18 protein-coding genes and 1 pseudogene are annotated in these 20,915 nt (G+C 70.3%); 13 read left to right on the top strand and 6 right to left on the bottom strand.

Annotation, left to right across the window (positions count from 1 at the left end; all coding sequences use genetic code 11):
* Positions 1-10 precede the first annotated feature (10 nt).
* From otsB to F4560_RS43815, 3 genes and pseudogenes are all read left to right on the top strand, one after another.
* Positions 11-2,566 (top strand): trehalose-phosphatase, encoded by a 2,556-nt coding sequence (otsB, locus tag F4560_RS34625; RefSeq protein WP_184927317.1) that lies wholly within the window; start codon positions 11-13, stop codon positions 2,564-2,566.
* Positions 2,567-2,729: 163 nt separating this feature from the next.
* Positions 2,730-2,816 (top strand): annotated as a pseudogene (locus tag F4560_RS45090) (helix-turn-helix domain-containing protein); the annotation flags it as partial.
* A gap of 364 nt (positions 2,817-3,180) precedes the next feature.
* Complete coding sequence (locus tag F4560_RS43815; RefSeq protein ID WP_312869645.1) at positions 3,181-3,645, top strand: RNA-guided endonuclease TnpB family protein; 465 nt, start codon at positions 3,181-3,183, stop codon at positions 3,643-3,645.
* Between the two features lie 105 nt (positions 3,646-3,750).
* Here the strand turns inward: F4560_RS43815 and radA are convergent, their stop codons facing one another.
* Together radA and F4560_RS34610 are read right to left on the bottom strand one after the other, a co-directional pair.
* Positions 3,751-5,115, bottom strand: coding sequence for a DNA repair protein RadA (gene radA, locus F4560_RS34615; RefSeq protein WP_184927316.1), 1,365 nt, complete (start codon positions 5,113-5,115; stop codon positions 3,751-3,753).
* A gap of 277 nt (positions 5,116-5,392) precedes the next feature.
* Positions 5,393-6,184 carry a copper chaperone PCu(A)C domain-containing protein gene (locus F4560_RS34610; protein WP_184927315.1) on the bottom strand — a complete coding sequence of 264 codons (792 nt, stop codon included), beginning with the start codon at positions 6,182-6,184 and terminating at the stop codon, positions 5,393-5,395.
* Positions 6,185-6,599: 415 nt separating this feature from the next.
* Here F4560_RS34610 and F4560_RS34605 point away from each other — a divergent pair, with 415 nt between their 5' ends.
* The 10 genes from F4560_RS34605 to F4560_RS34565 all read left to right on the top strand — a co-directional run bounded on the left by F4560_RS34605 (position 6,600) and on the right by F4560_RS34565 (position 16,729).
* Positions 6,600-7,088 carry a CarD family transcriptional regulator gene (locus F4560_RS34605; RefSeq protein ID WP_012782996.1) on the top strand — a complete coding sequence of 163 codons (489 nt, stop codon included), beginning with the start codon at positions 6,600-6,602 and terminating at the stop codon, positions 7,086-7,088.
* A gap of 30 nt (positions 7,089-7,118) precedes the next feature.
* Entirely contained in the window at positions 7,119-7,829 is a 711-nt protein-coding gene (ispD, locus tag F4560_RS34600; RefSeq protein WP_184927313.1) for a 2-C-methyl-D-erythritol 4-phosphate cytidylyltransferase, read from the top strand.
* A complete protein-coding gene (ispF, locus tag F4560_RS34595; RefSeq protein ID WP_312869643.1) occupies positions 7,826-8,299 on the top strand; it encodes a 2-C-methyl-D-erythritol 2,4-cyclodiphosphate synthase in 474 nt (157 codons plus the stop codon). The genes ispD and ispF overlap by 4 nt, the downstream gene beginning before the upstream one ends.
* Before the next feature lie 107 nt (positions 8,300-8,406).
* On the top strand, positions 8,407-9,018 hold the full coding sequence (locus tag F4560_RS34590; protein ID WP_184927311.1) for an HAD family hydrolase: 612 nt from the start codon (positions 8,407-8,409) through the stop codon (positions 9,016-9,018).
* Positions 9,019-9,063: 45 nt separating this feature from the next.
* Positions 9,064-10,455, top strand: a complete 1,392-nt coding sequence (cysS, locus tag F4560_RS34585) for a cysteine--tRNA ligase (protein ID WP_184927310.1) — start codon at positions 9,064-9,066, stop codon at positions 10,453-10,455.
* A gap of 4 nt (positions 10,456-10,459) precedes the next feature.
* Positions 10,460-11,428 (top strand): 23S rRNA (guanosine(2251)-2'-O)-methyltransferase RlmB, encoded by a 969-nt coding sequence (rlmB, locus tag F4560_RS34580; RefSeq protein ID WP_184927307.1) that lies wholly within the window; start codon positions 10,460-10,462, stop codon positions 11,426-11,428.
* Between the two features lie 116 nt (positions 11,429-11,544).
* Positions 11,545-11,799, top strand: a complete 255-nt coding sequence (locus tag F4560_RS46745; protein ID WP_376775377.1) for a hypothetical protein — start codon at positions 11,545-11,547, stop codon at positions 11,797-11,799.
* A gap of 206 nt (positions 11,800-12,005) precedes the next feature.
* Positions 12,006-13,427: an MBOAT family O-acyltransferase gene (locus F4560_RS34575; protein WP_184927305.1), complete on the top strand. Its 1,422-nt coding sequence runs from the start codon at positions 12,006-12,008 to the stop codon at positions 13,425-13,427.
* 361 nt (positions 13,428-13,788) lie between these two features.
* Positions 13,789-15,012, top strand: coding sequence for an MFS transporter (locus F4560_RS34570; RefSeq protein ID WP_184927303.1), 1,224 nt, complete (start codon positions 13,789-13,791; stop codon positions 15,010-15,012).
* Positions 15,013-15,247: 235 nt separating this feature from the next.
* Positions 15,248-16,729, top strand: coding sequence for a GGDEF domain-containing protein (locus F4560_RS34565; RefSeq protein ID WP_221483737.1), 1,482 nt, complete (start codon positions 15,248-15,250; stop codon positions 16,727-16,729).
* 203 nt (positions 16,730-16,932) lie between these two features.
* Here F4560_RS34565 and F4560_RS34560 read toward each other — a convergent pair whose 3' ends face one another.
* The 4 genes from F4560_RS34560 to F4560_RS34545 form a co-directional block, all read right to left on the bottom strand.
* Entirely contained in the window at positions 16,933-17,763 is an 831-nt protein-coding gene (locus tag F4560_RS34560) for a metal ABC transporter permease (RefSeq protein ID WP_184927300.1), read from the bottom strand.
* Positions 17,763-18,599 (bottom strand): metal ABC transporter ATP-binding protein, encoded by an 837-nt coding sequence (locus F4560_RS34555; protein WP_184927298.1) that lies wholly within the window; start codon positions 18,597-18,599, stop codon positions 17,763-17,765. The genes F4560_RS34560 and F4560_RS34555 overlap by 1 nt, the downstream gene beginning before the upstream one ends.
* Entirely contained in the window at positions 18,596-19,567 is a 972-nt protein-coding gene (locus F4560_RS34550; protein WP_184927295.1) for a metal ABC transporter solute-binding protein, Zn/Mn family, read from the bottom strand. The genes F4560_RS34555 and F4560_RS34550 overlap by 4 nt, the downstream gene beginning before the upstream one ends.
* A gap of 174 nt (positions 19,568-19,741) precedes the next feature.
* Entirely contained in the window at positions 19,742-20,842 is a 1,101-nt protein-coding gene (locus F4560_RS34545; protein WP_184927293.1) for an ABC transporter ATP-binding protein, read from the bottom strand.
* Between the last annotated feature and the right edge of the window lie 73 nt (positions 20,843-20,915).

The following is a 20,915-nucleotide window of genomic DNA, read 5'->3' as shown; positions in this document are numbered from 1 at the left end:
AGGAGGGGCGTTGACCGCCGAGGCCCTCCCCGCCGAACTTCGCCGTGCGATCGTGCAGCTGGCACGCACACCGCGCCTGCTGGTCGCCTGCGACTACGACGGGACATTGGCTCCGATCGTGGCCAACCCAGAGGACGCCCGTCCGCTGCCCGAGTCGGTGGGCGCGTTGCGCTCGCTGGCCGGTCTGCACGAGACGACGGCCGCGGTGATCTCCGGGCGCGCGTTGCGCGACCTGGCGACACTGTCGCGGCTGCCGTCCGAGGTGCACCTGGTGGGTTCGCACGGATCCGAGTTCGACGTCGGTTTCGTGCACGCGCTGGACGCGGACGCGAGATCACTGCACCGCCGCCTGGAAACCGAACTGGAAGACATCGTCGACGGCCACGAAGGCGTCGGACTGGAGGTCAAACCCGCGAGCATCGCGGTGCACGTGCGACGTGCGGAATCCGCCGTGGGGGAGCGGGTTCTGGAGGCCGTGCGCACCGGCCCATCGACATGGGACGGCGTGCAGGTCACCGAGGGCAAGGCCGTGATCGAGCTGGCCGTGGTGCAGACGGACAAGGGCAACGCCCTGGACGTCCTGCGGCACCGCGCGTCGGCGACAGCGGCCGTATTCGTCGGTGACGACGTGACCGACGAGAAAGCGTTTGCCCGACTCAGCGGGCCGGACGTCGGCATCAAGGTCGGCGACGGCGAGACCCTGGCCGAGTACCACGTCGAGGACAGCGTCGACGTGGCCACCGTGCTGGCGTTCCTGCTGGAGGAACGGCGGGCGTGGCTGCACGGCGACCAGGCCGTGCCGATCGAGCGGCTCACCATGCTGGCCAACGAGCGTTCGGTGGCGCTGCTCACCCCCGACGCCCGGCTGAACTGGCTGTGCCACCCGGAGCCGGACTCGGCGGCGGTGTTCGCCGACCTGCTCGGCGGACCGGCCGCGGGCCACTTCTCGATCAAGCCGGAGCACGGCTCGCTGCCCCTGGGCCAGCGGTACGTGCCGGGCACGATGATCGTGGAGACCCGCTGGTCGCGGCTGCTCGTCACGGACTACCTGGACCACGAGCTGGCCTCGCACCGCACCGACCTGGTGCGGCGCATCTCCGGCTCGACCAACGCGGTGATCACGTTCGCGCCGCGGCCGGAGTTCGGCCAGGTGCCGGTGCGGCTGCTGCGCGAGCGCGACGGCCTGCGGGTCGTCGGCACCTCGGACCCGATGGTGCTGCGCTCGCCGGGCGTCGACTGGCAGATCACGTCCGACGGCATCCAGGAGACGGCGACCGCCGTGGTGCGTCCCCGCGAGGGCGCGCCGATCCTGCTGGAGCTGCGCTGCGGCACGGACGACCTGTCCGAGGCCACCCTGGGCGAGCCGGAGCGGCGCGCGCGGGCCGGCGCCTTCTGGTCCGACTGGGCGGCGACGCTGAAGCTGCCGAGGGTCGAGTCGGACCTGGTGCTGCGGTCGGCGCTGACGTTGAAGGGCCTGGTGCACCACGACACCGGCGCGATCATGGCCGCCGCCACCACCTCGCTGCCCGAGGAGCTGGGCGGCATCCGGAACTGGGACTACCGGTACTGCTGGCTGCGCGACGCGGCGCTGACCGCGCAGGCCCTGGTGTCGGTCGGGTCGCTCGGCGAGGCGGAGTCGTTCCTGGGGTGGGTGCACGGGGTCCTGGCGACCCTGCCCGGCCCGGAGCGGCTGCACCCGCTGTACACGTTGCAGGGCACCATGCTGGGCGCCGAGGCCGTCATCGACACGCTCCCCGGGTACGCCGGGTCGCGGCCGGTGCGCGTCGGCAACCTGGCGAACCAGCAGGTGCAGCTGGACGTGTTCGGTCCGGTGGTCGACCTGGTCGTGCAGCTGGCCGCCGCGCGCGGTTCGCTGACCGACCCGGACTGGCGGATGGTGCAGGCGATGGCCGAGGCGGTCGCCCGCCGGTGGCACGAGCCGGACCACGGCATCTGGGAGGAGCGCCACGCTCCGCGTCACCACGTGTACTCGAAGGTGATGTGCTGGGTGACGCTCGACCGGGCGGTGCGGCTGGCCGAGACGTACGGGCGGGACGTCGACCCGTCGTGGCCGGTGCTGCGCGACACGATCTCCAACGACGTGCTGAAGCACGGGTGGAGCGACGAAGCGCAGTCCTTCACCACGGCGTACGACGGTGACGACCTGGACGCGGCGTCGCTGCACGTCGGGCTGTCGGGTCTGATCGACCCGACGGACGACCGGTTCCAGGCCACGGTGACCGCGATCGAGGCCGAGCTGCGGTCGGGGTCGACGGTGTACCGGTACCGGCGTGACGACGGCCTGCCGGGCGACGAGGGCGGCTTCCACCTGTGCGCGGCGTGGATGATCGAGGCCTACCTGCTCACCGGGCGGCGCACCGAGGCCGAGGAGCTGTTCGCGCAGATGGTGGACGCGGCCGGGCCCACCGGTCTGCTGCCCGAGGAGTACGACCCGATCGCGGAGCGTTCCCTGGGCAACCACCCGCAGGCGTACAGCCACCTGGGCCTGATCCGTTGCGCCCAGCTGCTGGCGTCGACGTCGGTCGCGGCGGTAGCCACCGTGTAGGTGTTGTTTTGTGTTGCTGCGCCCGGTTTCCTGGCTTTCAGGGACCGGGCGCAGTGCTCATCTGGGTTCCTGTCGGTAAATACCCCGGCGTTCACGCCGGGGAGGGAACCGGTGCTTTCGCCGCATCGGCGAGGCTCACTTGCCGGGCGTTAATGTGTGAGGCATGTCGTCGGTGTCGGTGGTGAAGCGGGCGTTCCGGTACCGCTTCTCGCCGTCCGCGGCGCAGGAAGTGGAGTTGCTGCGTACGTTCGGGCGTGTGCGGGTGGTGTACAACCGGGCGTTGGAGGCCCGCACGCGGGCGTGGTACGGCGAGCACCGTCGGGTGAATTACGTGCAGACGTCGGCGCTGCTGACGGAGTGGAAGAAGACCGAAGGGCTGACGTTTCTCAACGAGGTGTCGTCGGTGCCGTTGCAGCAGTCGTTGCGGCACTTGCAGTCGGCGTTCGCGGCGTTCTGGGAGAAGCGGTCCCGCTATCCGCGGTTCAAGTCCCGCAAGCGGGGCAGGGCGTCGGCGGAGTACACCCGGTCGGCGTTCCGCTGGCGCGACGGGCGGCTGACGTTGGCGAAGATGGACGGGCCGTTGGACATCGTGTGGTCGCGGCCGTTGCCCGAGGGTGCAGGGTTCTGCGAACCGGGCGAAGGCCCGGCTGCGGGTGGCTCGTGTCCATGCCCGTATCGCCGACCGCCGCCGGGATTTGTTGCACAAGCTGACCACTCGACTCGTCCGGGAGAACCAACTGGTCGTGATCGAGGATCTGGCGGTCCGCAACATGCTGCGCAACCGGTCGTTGGCCCATGCGATCTCCGACGCGTCGTGGTCGGATCTGCGGTCGATGCTGGAGTACAAGTGCGACTGGTACGGCCGTGACCTGGTCGTGGTCGACCGGTGGCTGCCCAGCTCAAAGACCTGCTCGGACTGCGGGCACCTGATGGACACGCTGCCGCTGGGGGTGCGGGAGTGGACCTGCCCCGGTTGTGGGGTTTCGCACGATCGCGACGTGAACGCCGCGCGCAACATCCTGGCCGCCGGGCGGGCGGTCACAGCCTGTGGAGCCGGGGTAAGACCGACCCGACGCTAGTCGGCGAGGCATCCGACGAAACCTCCCTTCCCGGGGAGAAGAAGCAGGAACTGCCGGGCGCGAGCCCGACGGGAAATCCCCGCCCCGTTCAGGGAGGGGAGGTTGTCAATTGATCAGCTTGAGCAGTTGCAGCGCCTCCAGCAGGTCCTGCGCGACGAGCGCCCGCGTCTCCGGGGGCAGCGGGCCGGCGTCGGGCGGGACCAGTGCCTTGGTGTAGCCGAGCCGGGCGGCCTCGGTGAGGCGTCGGCCGACGCCGCTGACCCGGCGGAGTTCACCGGACAGGCCGACCTCGCCGACGACGACGAGGTCGTGCGGCAACGGCAGGTCCGTGGCGGCCGAGGCGACCGCCAACGCCACCGCCAGGTCCACCGCGGGCTCGGTGAGCCGCATCCCGCCGACGGTGGCGGTGAAGATGTCCTTGTTGCCCAACGGGACCTTGCCGCGCTTCTCCAGCACCGCGAGCACCATCGCCAGCCGGGCCGAGTCGAGCCCGCTCACCGCGCGGCGTGGGGCGGGCAGGGCGGTGGGCGTGACCAACGCCTGCACCTCGCCCAACATCGGCCGCTTGCCCTCCACGACGACGGTGACGGCCGTGCCGGACACCGCCTGGTCGCGGCGGTGCAGGAACAGGCCGGACGGGTCGGGGACGCCCGCGATGCCGTCGTCGCGCAACTCGAAGCAGCCGACCTCGTCGGCCGGCCCGAACCGGTTCTTCACGCCGCGCAGGAGGCGGAGGCTGGAGTGCCGGTCGCCCTCGAACTGGAGGACGACGTCCACCAGGTGCTCCAGGACGCGCGGGCCGGCGACCGAGCCGTCCTTGGTCACGTGGCCGACCAGGACGACCGGCAGCCCGCGTTCCTTGGCGACCGCGATCAGGCCGGACGTGACGGCGCGGACCTGGCTGACGCCGCCCGGGACGCCGTCGACGACCGGTGAGGACATGGTCTGGATGGAATCCACGATCAGCATGCTGGGCTTGACCGCGTCGACCTGGCCGAGGACGGCGGAGATGTCGCTCTCGGCGGCCAGGAAGATCTCGTCGTGCAGGTTGCCGGTCCGGTCCGCGCGGAGCCGGACCTGCCCCGCCGACTCCTCACCGGTGACGTAGAGGCAGCGGCCGACCGAGGACGCCCACTGGTGCGCGACCTCCAGCAGCAAGGTCGACTTGCCCACGCCGGGCTCGCCCGCCAGCAGGACGACGGCGCCGGGCACGAGGCCGCCACCGAGCACCCGGTCCAACTCCCCCACGCCGGTGGAAACGGCCCGCGCGGACTCCACGTCGACCTGGGCGATCGGCCGGGCCTCACTGCTCGGCGTGCCCGCGAGGAAGCGGGGCGCGGCCGACACCCCCCGCTCCTCCACGGTGCCCCAGGCCTGGCACTCCGGGCACCGCCCGACCCACTTGCCCACCTCGTGCCCGCACTCGGCGCAGCGGTACGTCGGCCTGGCCACCCGTGCTGTCTTCGCCACGCCCCGCAGGCTATCCGCCACCCCCGACAACCCGGCGCGAAGATCGCCCGGTCCCGACCAGCCCGGTCCCGACCAGCCCGGCCCCGACCACCCCGGCCCGTCCGTCCGCGCGGTCCCGCGAGGTTGTCCACAGACCACCGCCGCTGCGGCCGAATTGTCGGTCCCACCTGGCAAAATCAAAGCAGGGGTCCCCTTGGCGGGGACCCCTGCGAAGCGTTCGTGTCGGGCTTGGCCGACGGTGTTCCGCGCGGTGCGGCCCGTCGGTGCCCGGTGTGGATCAGTGCTCGGCGGGCGCGTCCTGGCGCGGTTCCGAGGTGGCGCCGATCGGCAAGTCCAGCGTGACCTCGCCGGCGTTCTGGAACAGGAACGTCACCCGGATCGTCTCGCCCGGCCGCAGCTTCTTCTTCAGGCCCTTCAGCACGATCTTCACCACGCCCGGCTCGGACGGGTCCACCGACGACGGCAGCTTCGTCGACGACGTCGGCGGCTGCGAGATGGAAGTGCCGTGGTGCTCCGAGGACGGCGACGCCGAGCTCGTGCCGGACGCGGCCGAGCCCGTGGTCGTCGTCGGGGTAGCTGAGCCCGAGACGGAACCGGAGACCGAACCGGGCACGGACGGCGTGGTGGTCGCGGACGGCGAACCGGACGCCGACGGCTTGCCCGTCGTCGTGGTCGCGTGGTTGCCCGCGTCGTGCTCGTCCGCCTCACCGAGGATCGCCGACGAGGCCTCCAGCACCGAGTCGCCGGTGATCTCGCCCTGGGACGCGGCGTCGCTGGTCACGGCCAGCAGCTTGTCCGGGGTGGTGCCGTTGTTGGCGATGACGACCATCACCGGCGCGTCGTCGCCCTCCTCGTAGGAGCCGTGCGCCGCCGGGAACAGCAGCTGCGCGTCACGGACGGTGACGTTTCCCGCTCGGCCCTCGGCACCGTTGACGACGGCCACCTGGGTGTCCGTCTGGGTGACCTGACCTGCGCTGCAACCCGCTGCGGCCAAGCCGAGGCCCGTTGCCAGAGCGGCCACGACCGCCAGGCGGCGCGACGCTGGGGACTTCTGGAGTGCGCGACCCACGGCTGTTCGGATCCTTCCCGGTGTGCTGACGAGGCGGGTCGTCCCCGGTAGTAGCGGGTCCGACCACCAGTGGTGGAGCCTAACGGGGTGCCCTCGGACCTGCGGCATGCGGTGCCCCACACCACTCCCCCACCGCGCCCACAGCCATGCCCACGCCCCGCCCCACCACGGTCCCCACACCGGTCCGGCAGCGGGCTCGCACCCCGCCCGGACCGGCCCGCGGACACCACGCGCGCGTCGCGCGAAGGTCCCACGCACGTCCACAGTGGAGCAAGATCGACGACGGCCGTTGCATGCGACCGGGTGATTTGTCAACCCCCCACGCGGCGCTGACCAGGGCGAACTGATCTCAACAGGCCGGAGAGGGGATTGCTCGGCGTGTTAGGATGGGGTTAGCGAAAGGGGCAGAGGACACATGGTTTTCAAGGTCGGAGAGACCGTCGTCTACCCGCACCACGGTGCCGCTCTCATCGAAGCAATCGAGACCCGTGTGATCAAGGGCGAGGAAAAGAAGTACCTCGTTCTCAAGGTTGCCCAGGGCGACCTCACGGTTCGCGTCCCCGCCGACAACGCCGAGATCGTGGGCGTTCGTGACGTCGTCGGCCAGGAGGGTCTCGACAAGGTCTTCGAGGTCTTGCGTGCTCCCCACACGGAGGAGCCGACCAACTGGTCCCGGCGGTACAAGGCCAACCTCGAAAAGCTCGCGTCCGGTGACGTGAACAAGGTGGCCGAAGTGGTGCGCGACCTCTGGCGGCGCGAGAAGGATCGCGGACTGTCCGCTGGTGAGAAGCGGATGCTGGCGAAGGCTCGACAGATACTGGTTAGCGAACTGGCGCTTGCCGAGGGCACCGACGAGGACAAGGCTGAAGTCCTCCTCGACGAGGTCCTGGCTACCGCGTCCTGATCGTCCACCCGACACACGGAAACCGCGAACATGAGTGTGGTCGCGCTCGTGCCCGCGGCGGGCCGGGGTGAGCGGTTGGGCTATGGCATGCCCAAAGCGCTCGTGCCGGTCGACGGCGTTCCGCTGCTCGTGCGTGCGGTGCGCGGCCTGCTTGACTCCGGCTGCGTGCAGCACGTCGTGATCGCCGCACCCCCGTCCGATGTGGATGTTGTGCGAGACATTGTGAAGACAGTCACCGCCCCGTCGGCCCCAGCCGGCGGGGCGGTGCACGTCGTGGCCGGCGGCGCCGAGCGGTCGGATTCGGTGCGCCTGGCGTTGACGCACGCGCTGCGTGAGATGCCCGACGCGACGATCGTGCTGGTGCACGACGCGGCCCGCGCGTTCACCCCGCCGGCCGTGGTCAAGGCCGTGGTGGACGCCGTCGCCGCGGGTCACCCGGCCGTCATCCCGGTGCTGCCGCTCGCGGACACGGTGAAGCAGGTCGACGACGGCGGCGTGGTGGTCGCCACACCCGACCGGGCGTCGCTGCGCATCGTGCAGACCCCCCAGGGCTTCGACGCGGCCGTCCTGCTGCGCGCCCACCGGTCCGGCCTGCACGCCACGGACGACGCGGGCCTGGTGGAACGGCTCGGTGTGCCGGTCGTCACGGTTCCCGGCCACCAGGACGCCATGAAGATCACCACGAAGTTCGACCTGGCGGTCGCCGAGGCGATCCTGACCGGAACCGGAGGAGCACCGTGATCCCCAGGGTGGGCATCGGCACCGACGTGCACCAGGTGGAACGGGGCCGCGAGTGCTGGCTGGCCGGCCTCCGCTGGGACGACGTGGACGGTTGCGCCGGTCACTCCGACGGCGACGTGGCCGCGCACGCCCTGTGCGACGCGCTGCTGTCCGCCGCCGGCCTGGGCGACCTGGGCGCGGTGTTCGGCACGAGCGACCCGCGGTGGTCCGGCCGGCACGGCGTCGAGTTCCTGGCCGAGGCACGTCGGCTGGTCGAGGAGGCCGGCTACCAGGTCGGCAACGCGGCCGTCCAGGTCATCGGGAACTCCCCCAAGATCGGCACGCGCCGTGACGAGGCGCAGAAGGTGCTGTCCGAGGCGGTAGGCGGTCCGGTGTCGATCAGCGGCACGACGTCCGACGGGCTCGGTCTGACCGGTCGCGGTGAGGGCATCGCAGCGGTGGCCACCGCACTTCTGGTGCCGCTTTCCTGATCGACCAGCTGATCGACATCGCGGTCGTTCGGCCATCCCGGTGAGCCTGGTCTCGGTTCTCCGGCATCACGCGATTTCCCCTTCGCCGACCCACTAGCGTGCGTTTCGTGACGATCCGCGCCGTGCTCTTCGACTTCTCCGGCACCCTGTTCCGCTTGGAGCACGACACGCTGGCCGCCCACGCCGGGCTGATGCGCGCGCTCACCGCGCCCGTCGGCCTGGACCCGGAGTTGGACATCGACCCGGAGCAGTGGGAACGCCGGGACCTCGACCCCGACGCGCACCGTGAGATGCACCTCGCGGTCCTCGCGAAGGCGGGCGCCAAGGATCCGGCGCGGTTCTACGCCGACCTGTGCAGCCCGCCGTTCTGGCAGCCCTACCAGGACACCGCGCAGGCGTTGGGCACCGAGCTCCCGACCGCGGTCGTCAGCAACATCGCCTGGGACATCCGGGCTGTTTTCGCACGTCACGGCGTTGACAACCGGGTGGACGAGTACGTGCTCTCCTACCAGGAGGGCTTCGTCAAGCCGGACCCGAAGCTCTTCCGCATCGCTTGCGACCGGCTGGGCGTGCACCCGACCGAGGCGCTGATGATCGGCGACAGTCCCGAGGCCGACGGCGGCGCGGCAGCGGTCGGCTGCGCGGTGGAGATCGTCGAACCGCTCCCGACGGGCAGCCGGCCGGAGGCTCTGCTCCAGGTGCTCCGCAAGCACATCTGACCGGGCGACTCAACCCCCGCTGGTCACCGCCCGTACCATCTTCACGTGAGCCTCCACCTCTTCGACACCGCGACCCGGTCCATGCGGGAGTTCGTCCCGCAGGTCAGCGGAACGGCGTCGATCTACGTCTGTGGGGCCACGGTGCAGGGCGTTCCGCACATCGGGCACGTGCGCAGCGGCCTCAACTTCGACGTGCTGCGCCGCTGGCTGGCGCGGGACGGCTCGACCGTGCACCTGGTGCGCAACGTCACGGACATCGACGACAAGATCGTCGCCAAGGCGGCCGAGAACGACGTCGAGTGGTGGGAGTGGGCGTACCAGCACGAGCGGGCGTTCGATTACGCCTACGACTCGTTGGGCTGCCTGCCCGCCTCGTACTCGCCGCGCGCCACCGGGCACATCACGCAGATGGTCGAGCTGATGGACCGGCTGATCGGGAAGGGCCACGCGTACGCGTCCGAGGGTGACGTGTACTTCTCGGTCAAGTCGTTCCCCGAGTACGGGGCGCTGTCCGGGCAGAAGCTGGACGAGGTGCACCAGGGCGAGTCCGCCGCGACCGGCAAGCGCGACCCGCGCGACTTCACGCTGTGGAAGGCGGCGAAGCCGGGCGAGCCGTCGTGGCCGACGCCGTGGGGTCCGGGCCGGCCGGGCTGGCACCTGGAGTGCTCGGCGATGGCGACCACCTACCTCGGTGGGACGTTCGACATCCACGGCGGGGGCATCGACCTGATCTTCCCGCACCACGAGAACGAGCAGGCGCAGTCGCGGGCCGCCGGCGACGGGTTCGCCCGGTACTGGATGCACAACGCGTGGGTCACGCTCAGCGGCGAGAAGATGTCGAAGTCGCTGGGCAACACGGTGGCGATCCCGACGATGCTGGAGCGGGTGCGCGCGCCCGAGCTGCGGTACTACCTGGTGGGGCCGCACTACCGGTCGCACATCGAGTACTCGCCCGAGGCGTTGGACGAGTCGGTGTCCGCGTACCGGCGGATCGAGTCGTTCCTGCGGCGCGTGGTCGAGCGCACCGGGGTCGTCGGCGCGGAAGGCGACATGTCGCCCGCGTTCGTGGCGGCGATGGACGACGACATCAGCACGCCGGGCGCGTTGGCCGCCATCCACAAGCGGCTGCGTGAGGGCAACACCGCGCTGGAGTCCGGTGACGACATGGACGCGCGTGCCGCGGCCGAGTCGGTGCGGGCGATGACCGCCGTGCTCGGGTTGGACCCGTTGTCGCCGCAGTGGCATGACGCCGCGGCCGGCGGCGCGGGCAGACACGCGTTGGGCGTGCTGGTGGAGCGGCTGCTGGAAGAGCGGTCGCAGGCCCGAAAGGACAGGGACTTCGCGCGCGCGGACGTGCTGCGCGATCACCTGCTCCTGGCCGGTATCGCCGTCGAGGACACCCCCGACGGTCCGTTGTGGACTTTGAAGGACGACTGAGCTCGTGGCTGGTAACTCCAAGCGCCGGGGCGCCATGCGCAACCCCGGCTCCAAGAAAGGCGCGGTCGTCGGGTCCGGCGGGCAGAAGCCGAAGGGCCTGCACGGCAAGGGCCCGACGCCCAAGGCGGTCGAACGACCCAACCACCCCGCGTACAAGCGGGCCAGTGCGGCCGCCAAGGCCGACCAGGCCCGGACGCAGCGGCGCAGGGCCGCGGAGAACGGGCCGGAGACGGTCGCCGGGCGCAACCCTGTGGTCGAGTGCCTGCGTGCCGGTATCCCGGCGACGGCGCTGTACGTGGCGCTGGGCATCGACGCGGACGACCGGGTCGCCGAGGCGGTGCAGCTGGCCGCTACGCGTGGCATCTCCGTGCTGGAGGTGCAGCGCGGTGAGCTGGACCGGATCACCGGTGGCGCGATGCACCAGGGGCTCGGGCTCCAGGTGCCGCCGTACGAGTACGCCGAGCCGCGTGAGCTGCTGAAGATCGCGAACGAGTCCGGCATCCCGCCGTTGCTGGTGGCGTTGGACGGCGTGACGGACCCGCGGAACCTGGGTGCGGTCGTGCGGTCGGCGGCGGCGTTCGGGGCGCACGGGGTCGTGCTGCCGCAGCGGCGGTCCGCGAGCATCACGGCGGTGGCGTGGCGGACGAGTGCCGGCACGGCGGCCCGGATTCCGATCGCGGTGGCGACGAACCTGACGCGTCAGCTGAAGGAGTGGGCCGACGCCGGGCTGATGATCGTCGGCCTGGACGCGGACGGCGACGTGGACGTGGACGGCCTGGAGCTGGCGACCGGTCCGCTGGTGGTCGTCGTCGGCTCCGAGGGCCGGGGCCTCTCACGTCTGGTGAAGGAGACGTGCGACCAGACGGTGTCCATCCCGATGTCCGCCGGCGTGGAGTCGTTGAACGCCTCCGTCGCCGCCGGTGTCGTGCTGGCCGAAATCGCCCGCCGCCGCCGCCTCGAGGTCCGCCCCTGACCCAGGCGCCGGAACACGCGAGCGCTTGCTCCGCAGCAGTCCCGGCCCGTTCGGGTTGGTGGGGTCGGGACGCCTGAGCGGCCACGGCAGGCTTGGTCTGGTCTGGTCTTGGTCTTGTGGCGCGCGGTGTCGGAACGGCCGAGGCGTGCCGGGTCGTCGGTGTGAGCCGGAGGACCGGTCATCGGTGGCGGAACGCGCCGCCGAGCCGGGCAGGTGCACACCGCACCACCCGCCTGTGCCCCACCCGTGCCGCCGCCCGGCCCGTCGTCACAGCGGTTCGCCATCGGCCGAGGAACGGATCGCGATCGCCGCGAACACCCGATCGCTTGCTTGCTCCGCAGGGGTCCCCGCCAAGGGGACCCCTGCTTTGATCTTGCCAGAGGGGACCGACAATCCGGGCCGCGCGAAGCGCGCCTGTGGACAACTCCAGACGCCCGCGCGTGAACGTTGAACTCGGGTGTTCCGAACGTAGGACTCACGCGACGCGAACGTAGGACTCGCGGGTGGGGTGTGAGGTGGGGCGGTTTGTGGTGAAGTCGGCCTCAGGGCGCATCGGCGGCGGATAGGGTCTGCGGCGATGTCCTTCGCCAGCCCGTTGTTCCTGTGGTTCTTCCTTCCGGTCGTGCTCGCGGCCGTCCTCGTCATGCCCAGGACCTGGCGCAACGGCGTGGTCGCGGTGGCGAGCCTGTTGTTCTACGTGTCCGGCGCGGGCGGGACGACGGTGCTGCTGCTCGTCTGCATGACGGTCAACTACCTGGCCGGATGGCGGCTGGAGCCGGACGCGCCCGGCGACCGGCGGCTGGTCCTGGTCGGCTCGATCGCGGTCAACCTGGGCGTCCTGCTGGTCTGGAAGTACGCCGGGTTCGCCACCTCGCAGCTGCACGACATCGCGGCCGTCGTAGGGGCCGACCTGCCGGTGCTCGAACTCGCCCTGCCGATCGGCATCTCCTTCTACACGTTCCACCACATCTCCTACGTGGTCGACGTGTACCGGGGCGAACGGCCGGCCCTGCGCGACCCGGTCGCGTTCGTCACCTACATCGCGATGTTCCCGCAGCTCGTCGCCGGCCCGATCGTGCGCTTCCGGGAGATCGCCGACCAGCTGCCGCAGCCGCGCATGCACCGCTGGGACGACGTCGCGGCCGGCTTCCCCCGGTTCGCCCTCGGCCTGTGCAAGAAGGTGATCATCGCCGACTCGATCGCGCCGATGGTCGACGCCTGCTTCGCCACCCCCGCGGACGAGATGACCACGGCCGTCGCCTGGCTCGGCGCGATCGGCTACACGCTCCAGCTCTACTTCGACTTCTCCGGCTACTCCGACATGGCGATCGGACTGGGCCGGATGCTCGGCTTCCGGCTGCCGGAGAACTTCGCCCGCCCGTACTCCTCGGTGACCGTCACCGAGTTCTGGCGCCGCTGGCACATGTCGCTGTCGCGCTGGTTCCGCGACTACGTGTACATCCCGCTCGGCGGCAACCGCGGCGGCGTGCGCCAGACGTACCGGAACCTCACGATCGTTTTCGTGCTCACCGGTTTCTGGCACGGCGCCAACTGGACGTTCCTGGTGTGGGGTTTGTTCCACGGCGGGCTGCTCGTGCTGGAGCGCCGTTTCGGCTGGGATTCCGCGCCGATCACCACGCGTACCCGAATTGCCCGGCGGATCTTGACCATGTTGCTGGTGGTAATCGGCTGGGTGTTCTTCCGGTCCGCCGATCTCGGCACGGCGTTCACAATCCTCGGTCACATGCTGGTGCCGGATTTCAGCGGGTTGACCGAAGCCGTCGCCGCCGCGGCGACCAATCAGCGCATTGTGCTGCTGCTGGTCGCGCTCGCGATCGTGGTATTGCCCCATCACCCGGTCACCGGGCCCTACCTGGAGTCTTCCCGGGACCGGATCGCCACCGCGGCCAGGGTCTCGCTGATGACCGCGGGTGTCGGCTACGCGGCCGTGCTGGTGGCGAGCGGCACGTTCAGCCCGTTCCTCTACTACCAGTTCTGAAGATCGACAAGCCGGTGTTGTTCCACAATTGACGCACTGGCCGACCCGCGCCGCTCGGCGACATGAGGTAACGCGCTCGCCCGGTCGGACGAGCCACCCCGGACCCCAATGGTGACCCGTTCGACGTAGGGTAGGCGAGGATTGCTCACGCCGTGTCACCTACCGTCAACTGTCAAGAATAAGTGGTCGATTTTTCGCAGTTGTAACTACTTTATGTAACCGACCTGCTCCGTTCGGGTACACAGTGTGGTAGGACAGAGATTGCACATCCGGCAGCTTCTACCGTGCTAACCGAGGGAATTGTTACTTCGGGTGGGGGTAACGTGACTCACTCATCGGGGCCGAGCAACCTGGGGGAGTTGTGACTTCCGGGGGGACCATCCGCGCCCTCGTGGGCAACCGCGAGTTCCGCGGCATGTGGATCGGCTCGACCGTGTCGACGTTCGGCGACCAGCTCGCCGCCGTGGCGCTGTCACTCCTGGTGTTCGAACGCACCGGGTCACCGGCGTGGACGGCCCTCACGTGGTCGTTGACGCTGTTCCCGCCGCTGATCTCCGGCCCGCTCCTCGGCTGGCTCGCGGACCGGTTCCCGCGCCGCACGGTGATGGTCGTCTGCGCCTGGTTGCAGGCCGCCCTGGTCGCTCTCATGGCCGTGCCCGGCACGCCGTTGTGGATCATGATCGTGCTGCTGGTCGTGGTCCTGATGATCTCGTCGCCGTTCCTGGCCGCCCAGGAGGCGAGCCTCCCCCACGTGCTGCCGGAGAAGCGCTACGACGACGGCGTGGCGTTGTTCGGCACGTCCGTGGACGTCGCCCAGATGGTTGGTCTCGCAGCAGCCGGGTTCCTCGTCATCGGCGCCGGCCCCAACCTGGCGCTCGCGATCGACGCGGCCACGTTCATATGGGTGGCAATCCTGGTGCAGACCTCCGTCAAGCACCGGCCCGCGGCCGACCCGCTCGGCGCGCATCGGGACCCCGAAGGCCCCAAGGGCGCGTTCACGCTCCTGGTCACCGAGCCGCGGCTGCGCAGCCTGATGGGCATGCGCCTGCTGGCCGGCTTCGCCATGGTTCCCGAGGGACTCGCCGTGCCCCTGGCGGCGAGTCTGGACGCGATCTGGGCTGTCGGCCTGATCCTGGCCATCGAGCCCGCCGCCAACGTCCTCGGCGTGGCCGTGCTCTTCAGGTTGGTGCGTGATCCGGCCAAACGCGAGCGGCTGATCGGGCCGCTCGCCATACTGTCCTTGGCCCCTCTGGTCATGTTCGTCTTGCACCCGAACCTGACCTGGACCATCGCTCTGCTGGTCATCGCCGGTATGGCCGGTGCGTACCACACGCCCGCACGCTCGGCGTGGATGCGCATCCTGCCCGACGCCTACAGAGGTCGGGCGTACGGCATCGGCCGTGCCGCTCTGCGTTCGTCGCAGGGCGGCGGTATGGCGGTGGCCGGTGTCGTGGCGCATTCGATCGGTTCGGTGACCGCGACGATCGCGGGTGCGGGCGGCATCGGGCTACTGCTCGCCACCCAGGCGGCCGTAGCCTGGCGACGGGCCCGCGCCCGAAACGACACGAAGGCGGTGGTGATCTGAAACGGAGTCATCACATATCGCGATTGTCAAACATGAAGGTCCCCTCGGCTGCGGCCCGCTAGCCAGCGGGCACGTACGGTGAACATTCGGTCCGGGGATGGAGGGAGTGGTGTCACATGTCGCGGTTGCGCATGACGAACACCTCCTTGCACTTCTCGGGCACGGACGTGCCGCTGCGAACGGCGTACGCCATGCGACGCCGTGCAGAGGGTAGGGGGTCGTGGTGAAGAACAGTTTGACTGACCAGAAGGCTTCTGCGGCAGTCGGCCGGCCCTCGATTCGCAACTGGGATCTCTGGACGTTGCGACCGGCCGCCCTCGGCTACTTCTTCCTGATCGAATCGGCGGTAGCGGCGGCGGCCATTTGGCTGCTCACCACCCTCGGCTCGGTGTCGAACGCCGACTGGTTGCGGTTCGGCGCGGTCATGTTCGCCATCACCGTGCACCTGATGATCGTCCGCCGGGCCGAGGAGTCGCGGCGCAACGAGTCGGCCGGGCCGCACATCGACCTGACGTCCGTGTGGACGTTCGCCGCCGCCATCGCACTGCCCGGCGCGCTGGCCGTGCTCGCCACGATCTGGATGCGGATCCTGATCCAGCCGATCGCGCGGCGGCAGCCGTACCGGTTCGTGTTCAGCTCCGCGAGCATCCTCGGCGGCACCATGCTGGCGTGGGCCGTGGTGCACGTGTCCGGCCTGTCGCTGCTGGCCACCGGCCGCATCCCGGCCGACCTGGGCCTGGTGCTGGTGCTCCTGGTGGCCGCGGTGGTCAACTGGGGCGCGCAGGGCATGAACATCGCCATCGCGTTGAAGATCGTCACCCCGCACACCCGGATCAAGGAGTTCCTGGGCTCCCGGGCGGACAACATGCTGGAGCTGACCACGCTCGGCGGTGGCGCCGTGCTCGGCATGCTGATGACCACGCACTGGGTGGGTCCGCTGCTGCTGGTGTTCCCGGTGATCCTGGTCAACTCGCTGCTCTACCACGCCGCGCAACGGCGGGCGCACCTCGAACGGCTGCTGCGGGAGCAGGAGCAGGCGCAGGCGCGGCTGGCCGAGGACGCGCACACCGACTACCGCACCGGGCTGCTCAACACCAACGGCCTGGCCGAGTACGGGGGCAGGCTCACCGACCGGTGCCGCCACGACAACCAGCCGGTGACCGTGCTGGCCATCGACCTGGACCACTTCAAGCGGATCAACGACACGTGGGGCCACCCGGCGGGCAACGCGGTGCTGGCCGAGGTGGGCCGGATCCTGCGGGAGAAGCTGCGGCCGGGCGACGTGGCCGGGCGGGACGGCGGCGAGGAGTTCGTCGTGGTGCTGGCCGACACGGGCCTGGCACAGGGCACCGCCATCGCGGAACGGGTCCGCGAGGCGATCGGCGAGATGTCCGTGATGACCACCGACAAGCACCGGAACACGGTAACCCTGCGCGGCCGGAACCTGCCGTTGACGCCGGAGGGGCCGGAGGTGCGCGCCATCTCGGCGTCCATCGGCGTGGCCGTGCTGCCGGACAACGGCGACAACCTGATGGACGCGCAGCACTGCGCGGACGCCGCGCTCTACGCGGCCAAGGAGAACGGCCGGAACCAGGTCCGGGTGGCCGGTGGCGAGATCCGGCTGCTGCCCGCGCCGCGGGTCGACGCCCCGGTGGACGACTCCGTCGGCCAGGAAGCCTCCGTGGGACGGGAAGCCGGGGCGTCCCGCTCGGCCTGAGCCGGGGTGACCCGCTCGGCATAAGTGCCCGGCGCCGGCCGCACGACGCCCACGGTCACGGCCGGAAGCACCACCGCGACGGCGGTGGTCCACGGGCGTGATCATGCGTCGCATGGCACCAGTCTCCGCACAGCCCGCATCAGGCAGCGGGCCAGGGTGCCCCCTGGTGGCCGTGTACCCGCTCACGGCCGGTGCCAAACGTGTTATCGCACTCTTTCCCGTTTGCCGCTCGTCAGCCGGCAGACGAGGTAGATCAGGAACGACACGGCGGTCACGAAGGCGCTCACCGGCAGGCCGGGCGCGAGCGACAGCACCATCCCGCCGAGCACGGACACCTCGGCGAACACGACGGCCAACAGGGTCGCCTTGAGCGGGCTGGCGGTGACGCGGGTCGCCGCCGCCGCGGGCGTGATCATCAGGGACAGCACGAGCAGTGCGCCGACCAGCTGCACGCTCAACGCCACCGCGATGCCCACCAGGACCGCGAACACCACCGACAACGTCCGCACCGGCACACCGCGCGCCGTCGCCACGGCCGCGTCCACGCTGGCGAAGTGCAGCGGCCGGTAGATGAGCGCCAGCACCACCAGCACGGCCACCGACGAGACGACGAGCAGCCACAGGTCCGCCGACCCGACGCTCACCACCTGCCCGAACAGCAGGCCGAACTTGTTCGCCGCGCGTCCCTCGTACAGCGCCAGGAACAGCACGCCGAGGCCGAGGCCGAACGCCAGGATCGCGCCGATCACCGAGTCGCGGTCCGAGTCACGCGTGCTCAACAGCCCCAGCAGCAGGGCGGCGATGACCGACCCGGCCAGCGCGCCGTACCCGACGCCGATCCCGATCAGCAGGGCCGCCGCGGCGCCGGTGAACGCCAACTCGCTCGTGCCGTGCACGGCGAACGCCATCTTGCGGGTGACGATGAGCGGGCCGAGCAGCCCGCCCAGCAGCCCGAGCAGGGCGCCCGCGATGAGCATCGGCTGGACGTAGCGCAACACGTCCAGGGTGATGTCCAGGTCCAGGAAGTTCTCCATCAGCCCTCATCCGCCACGTGGTGCGGCTCGTCTTCGCACACGTGCTGCGCGCCGACCACGTGGATCTGGTCGCGCACGCGGACCACCTCGACGTTCGTCCGGTAGAGCTCGGTCAACGTCCGCGAGGTCATCACCTCGGCGGGCGAGCCGATCCGGAACCGGCCCTCGACCAGGTACAGCACCCGGTCGACCAGCGGGAGGATCGGGTTGATCTCGTGCGTGACGAACAGGACGGCCGTGCCCGCGGCGCGGCGCCGGGCGTCGATCAGGTCGCTGACCACGCGTTGGTGGGCGAGGTCGAGCGAGAGCAGCGGCTCGTCGCAGAGCAGCACCTCGGGGTCGCCGACCAGGGCCTGCGCCACCCTCAACCGCTGCTGCTCGCCGCCGGAGAGCAGGCCGATCGGCTCGTCGGCGTACCGCATCGCGCCGACGGACTCCAGCGCGGCGTCCACCCTGGCCCGGCGTTCCTTCCGGTTCCGCCAGCCGATGCCCCAGCCGTGCCCGTCCAGGCCGAAGCCGACGAGGTCACGGCCGCGCAGGGTGAGGCTGACGTCGATCGCCCGCTGCTGCGGGATGTAGCCGATGCGCCGGTTGCCGCCCGCGACGCGCACGGTGCCGGAGGACAGCGGCTGGAGGCCGAGCAGCACCCGGATGAGGCTGGTCTTGCCCGAGCCGTTCGGTCCGAGCACGGCCACGAACTCACCCGGGGCGACGTCCAGGTCCAGCCCGTCCCACAGCACCCGATCGCCGTAGGACAGGCGCGCGCCGCGCAACGCGACCGCGGCGCGCGTGGACCGGTCCGCCACCTGGGGGGCTGTCGTGCCGGGAACTCTCATGCGCCGAGCGCCCCCACCAGCGAGTCGACCTGCTTCGTCATCCAGTCAAGGTAACCCGTGGCGCCCTCGGGCAGCGTCTCGGTCACCTCGGTGACCGGCACGCCCGCGGCCTTGGCCTTGTCCACGACCTGCCGGGTGCCCGCGTTCTCCGTCTGCGCGTTGTTGACCAGCGCGACGATCTGCTTCTGCTCGATCAGGCGGGTGACGTCGGCGAGCGCCGCGGCGGGGATGTCGGTCTCGTTCTCCACGGCCTCGGCGAACGACTCGGGCGTGACGTCCTCGACGCCGGCGGTGTCGAGCAGGTAGTGGGCGACGGCCTCGGTCGCGATGACCTTCTTGCCTGCGCCCTTGCCCTCGACGCGCTGCTCAAGGGCGGTCAGCTTGGCGCCGAAGTCCTTGGCGTTGGCCTCGAACGCGGCCTTCTTGCCCGGCTCGATCGCGCCGAGGTCGGCGGCGGCCTGGTCGGCGACCTTGCGGACGGACGAGAAGTCGTACCAGACGTGCTCGTTGACGGCGTGGTCGTGGCCCTCTTCGTGGCCTTCTTCATGGCCCGCTTCGCCGGTCTCGGGCTCGGCGGACGTCTCGGGCTCGGAGTGCCCGTCGGCCTTGCCGGACAGCGGGAACGCCTCGATCTTCTTGGCGGACTCGGTGTCGGAGCCGAGGAGCTTGGCGAAGAAGTCGTCGTAGCCGCCGCCGTTGAAGATGACGAGCTTGGCGTCGCGCACCGCGGCCAGGTCGGCGGGCTTGCTCTCGTAGGAGTGCGGGTCGCCGGACGGGTCGTCGATGATGGCCGTGACCTCGACGTCGTCACCGCCGACCGCCTTGACCACGCTGCCCCACACGTTGGTGGAGGCGACGACCTTGATCTTGCCGTTGTCCTGGGCGGGGGTGTCCTGGACGCCACAGGCGGTCAGGGCGACGGCGGTCGCGGCGGCCACCGCGCCGAGCAACGCGTTGCGGACAGTCATCAGAGCACTCCTCGACAGGCGGACGCACAGGCAATGGAAACCGTTGTCGAGTTCAGTTTAGAACGCTCCGCGACCGACATGTCCACCGACCGGGTGTTCCTCGCACCACAGGCCACACCACAGGGGCCACCTCCGTGTGGACGGAGATGGCCCCTGTGGTGTGCGAATCGGACGTCAGTCGGTGAGGCGGTGACCCGACTCCGGGTGGAACAGGTGGACCTCGCTGGCGTCACGGACGGCGACCTTGACGGTCTGGCCCAGGGTGGGCGGCGTGCGGCCGTCCACGCGGACCACGAACCGCTCGGGCACGTTGCCGATGCGGACCGAGCCGTGCATGAGCGCGTCCGCGCCCAGCTCCTCGACCAGCTCGACGGTCATCTCCATGCCCTGCTCCGAGGAGCTGACGATGTCCAGCGACTCGGGCCGGATGCCGAACGTGACCTCGGACAGGCCCTCACCGGCGGCCTTGTCCATCATGCGGCGCTCCAGCGGCACCACGATGCCGTCGAGCTTCGCGCCCTCCGACGTCAGCGGCACGGTCTTCAGGTTCATCGCGGGCGAGCCCATGAACCCGGCGACGAACGCGTTGGCCGGCTTGTCGTACAGCGCGCGCGGGGTGTCGCACTGCTGGAGCAGGCCGTCCTTGAGCACGGCGACCCGGTGGCCCATGGTCATGGCCTCGACCTGGTCGTGCGTGACGTAGATCGTGGTGGTGCCGAGCCGGGCCTGGAGGGCGGCGATGTTCGCGCGGGTCTCCACGCGGAGCTTCGCGTCCAGGTTGGACAGCGGCTCGTCCATGAGGAACACGGAGGGCTCGCGGACGATCGCGCGGCCCATCGCGACACGCTGCCGCTGACCGCCGGACAGCGCCTTCGGCTTGCGGTCCAGGTACTTCTCGAGGTCGAGCATCTTGGCCGCCTCGGCGACCTTCTCCTTGACCTCGAGCTTGTTGACGCCGCGGAGCTTGAGCGCGAAGCCCATGTTCTCCGCGACCGTCATGTGCGGGTACAGCGCGTAGGACTGGAACACCATCGCGATGTCACGGCCCTTGGGCGGGACGTTGGTGACGTCCTTGCCACCGATGTGGATGGCGCCCTCGTCCACGTCCTCCAGACCCGCGAGCATGCGCAGCGCGGTCGACTTGCCGGAGCCGGACGGACCGACCAGAACCAGGAACTCGCCGTCGGTGACGTCCAACGACAACTCGTCGACCGCGCGGACCGGCGGGTTGCCGGAGAAGATCCGCGAAGCCTTGAGATAAGCGACCTCTGCCATGCCACGCACCTTTCACTACCAAGCTTTGCGGCAACGTTAGGGATTGCAAGCGCTTACGGGAACAGGTGGATTG

The organism is Saccharothrix ecbatanensis, assembly GCF_014205015.1.
Taxonomy (GTDB): Bacteria; Actinomycetota; Actinomycetes; order Mycobacteriales; family Pseudonocardiaceae; genus Actinosynnema; species Actinosynnema ecbatanense.
The sequence above is the reverse complement of the archived record's forward strand: the minus strand, read 5'-3'. Positions and strand labels throughout refer to the sequence as shown.

What these genes read in the sequence shown, in the direction of transcription:
- F4560_RS34555 (WP_184927298.1), bottom strand. Translation starts at nt 18,599, where the DNA reads ATGAGAGTTCCCGGCACGACAGCCCCCCAGGTGGCGGACCGGTCCACG.
- ispD (WP_184927313.1), top strand. Translation starts at nt 7,119, where the DNA reads ATGAGTGTGGTCGCGCTCGTGCCCGCGGCGGGCCGGGGTGAGCGGTTG.
- F4560_RS34550 (WP_184927295.1), bottom strand. Translation starts at nt 19,567, where the DNA reads ATGACTGTCCGCAACGCGTTGCTCGGCGCGGTGGCCGCCGCGACCGCC.
- F4560_RS34605 (WP_012782996.1), top strand. Translation starts at nt 6,600, where the DNA reads ATGGTTTTCAAGGTCGGAGAGACCGTCGTCTACCCGCACCACGGTGCC.
- F4560_RS34545 (WP_184927293.1), bottom strand. Translation starts at nt 20,842, where the DNA reads ATGGCAGAGGTCGCTTATCTCAAGGCTTCGCGGATCTTCTCCGGCAAC.
- F4560_RS34575 (WP_184927305.1), top strand. Translation starts at nt 12,006, where the DNA reads ATGTCCTTCGCCAGCCCGTTGTTCCTGTGGTTCTTCCTTCCGGTCGTG.
- F4560_RS34560 (WP_184927300.1), bottom strand. Translation starts at nt 17,763, where the DNA reads ATGGAGAACTTCCTGGACCTGGACATCACCCTGGACGTGTTGCGCTAC.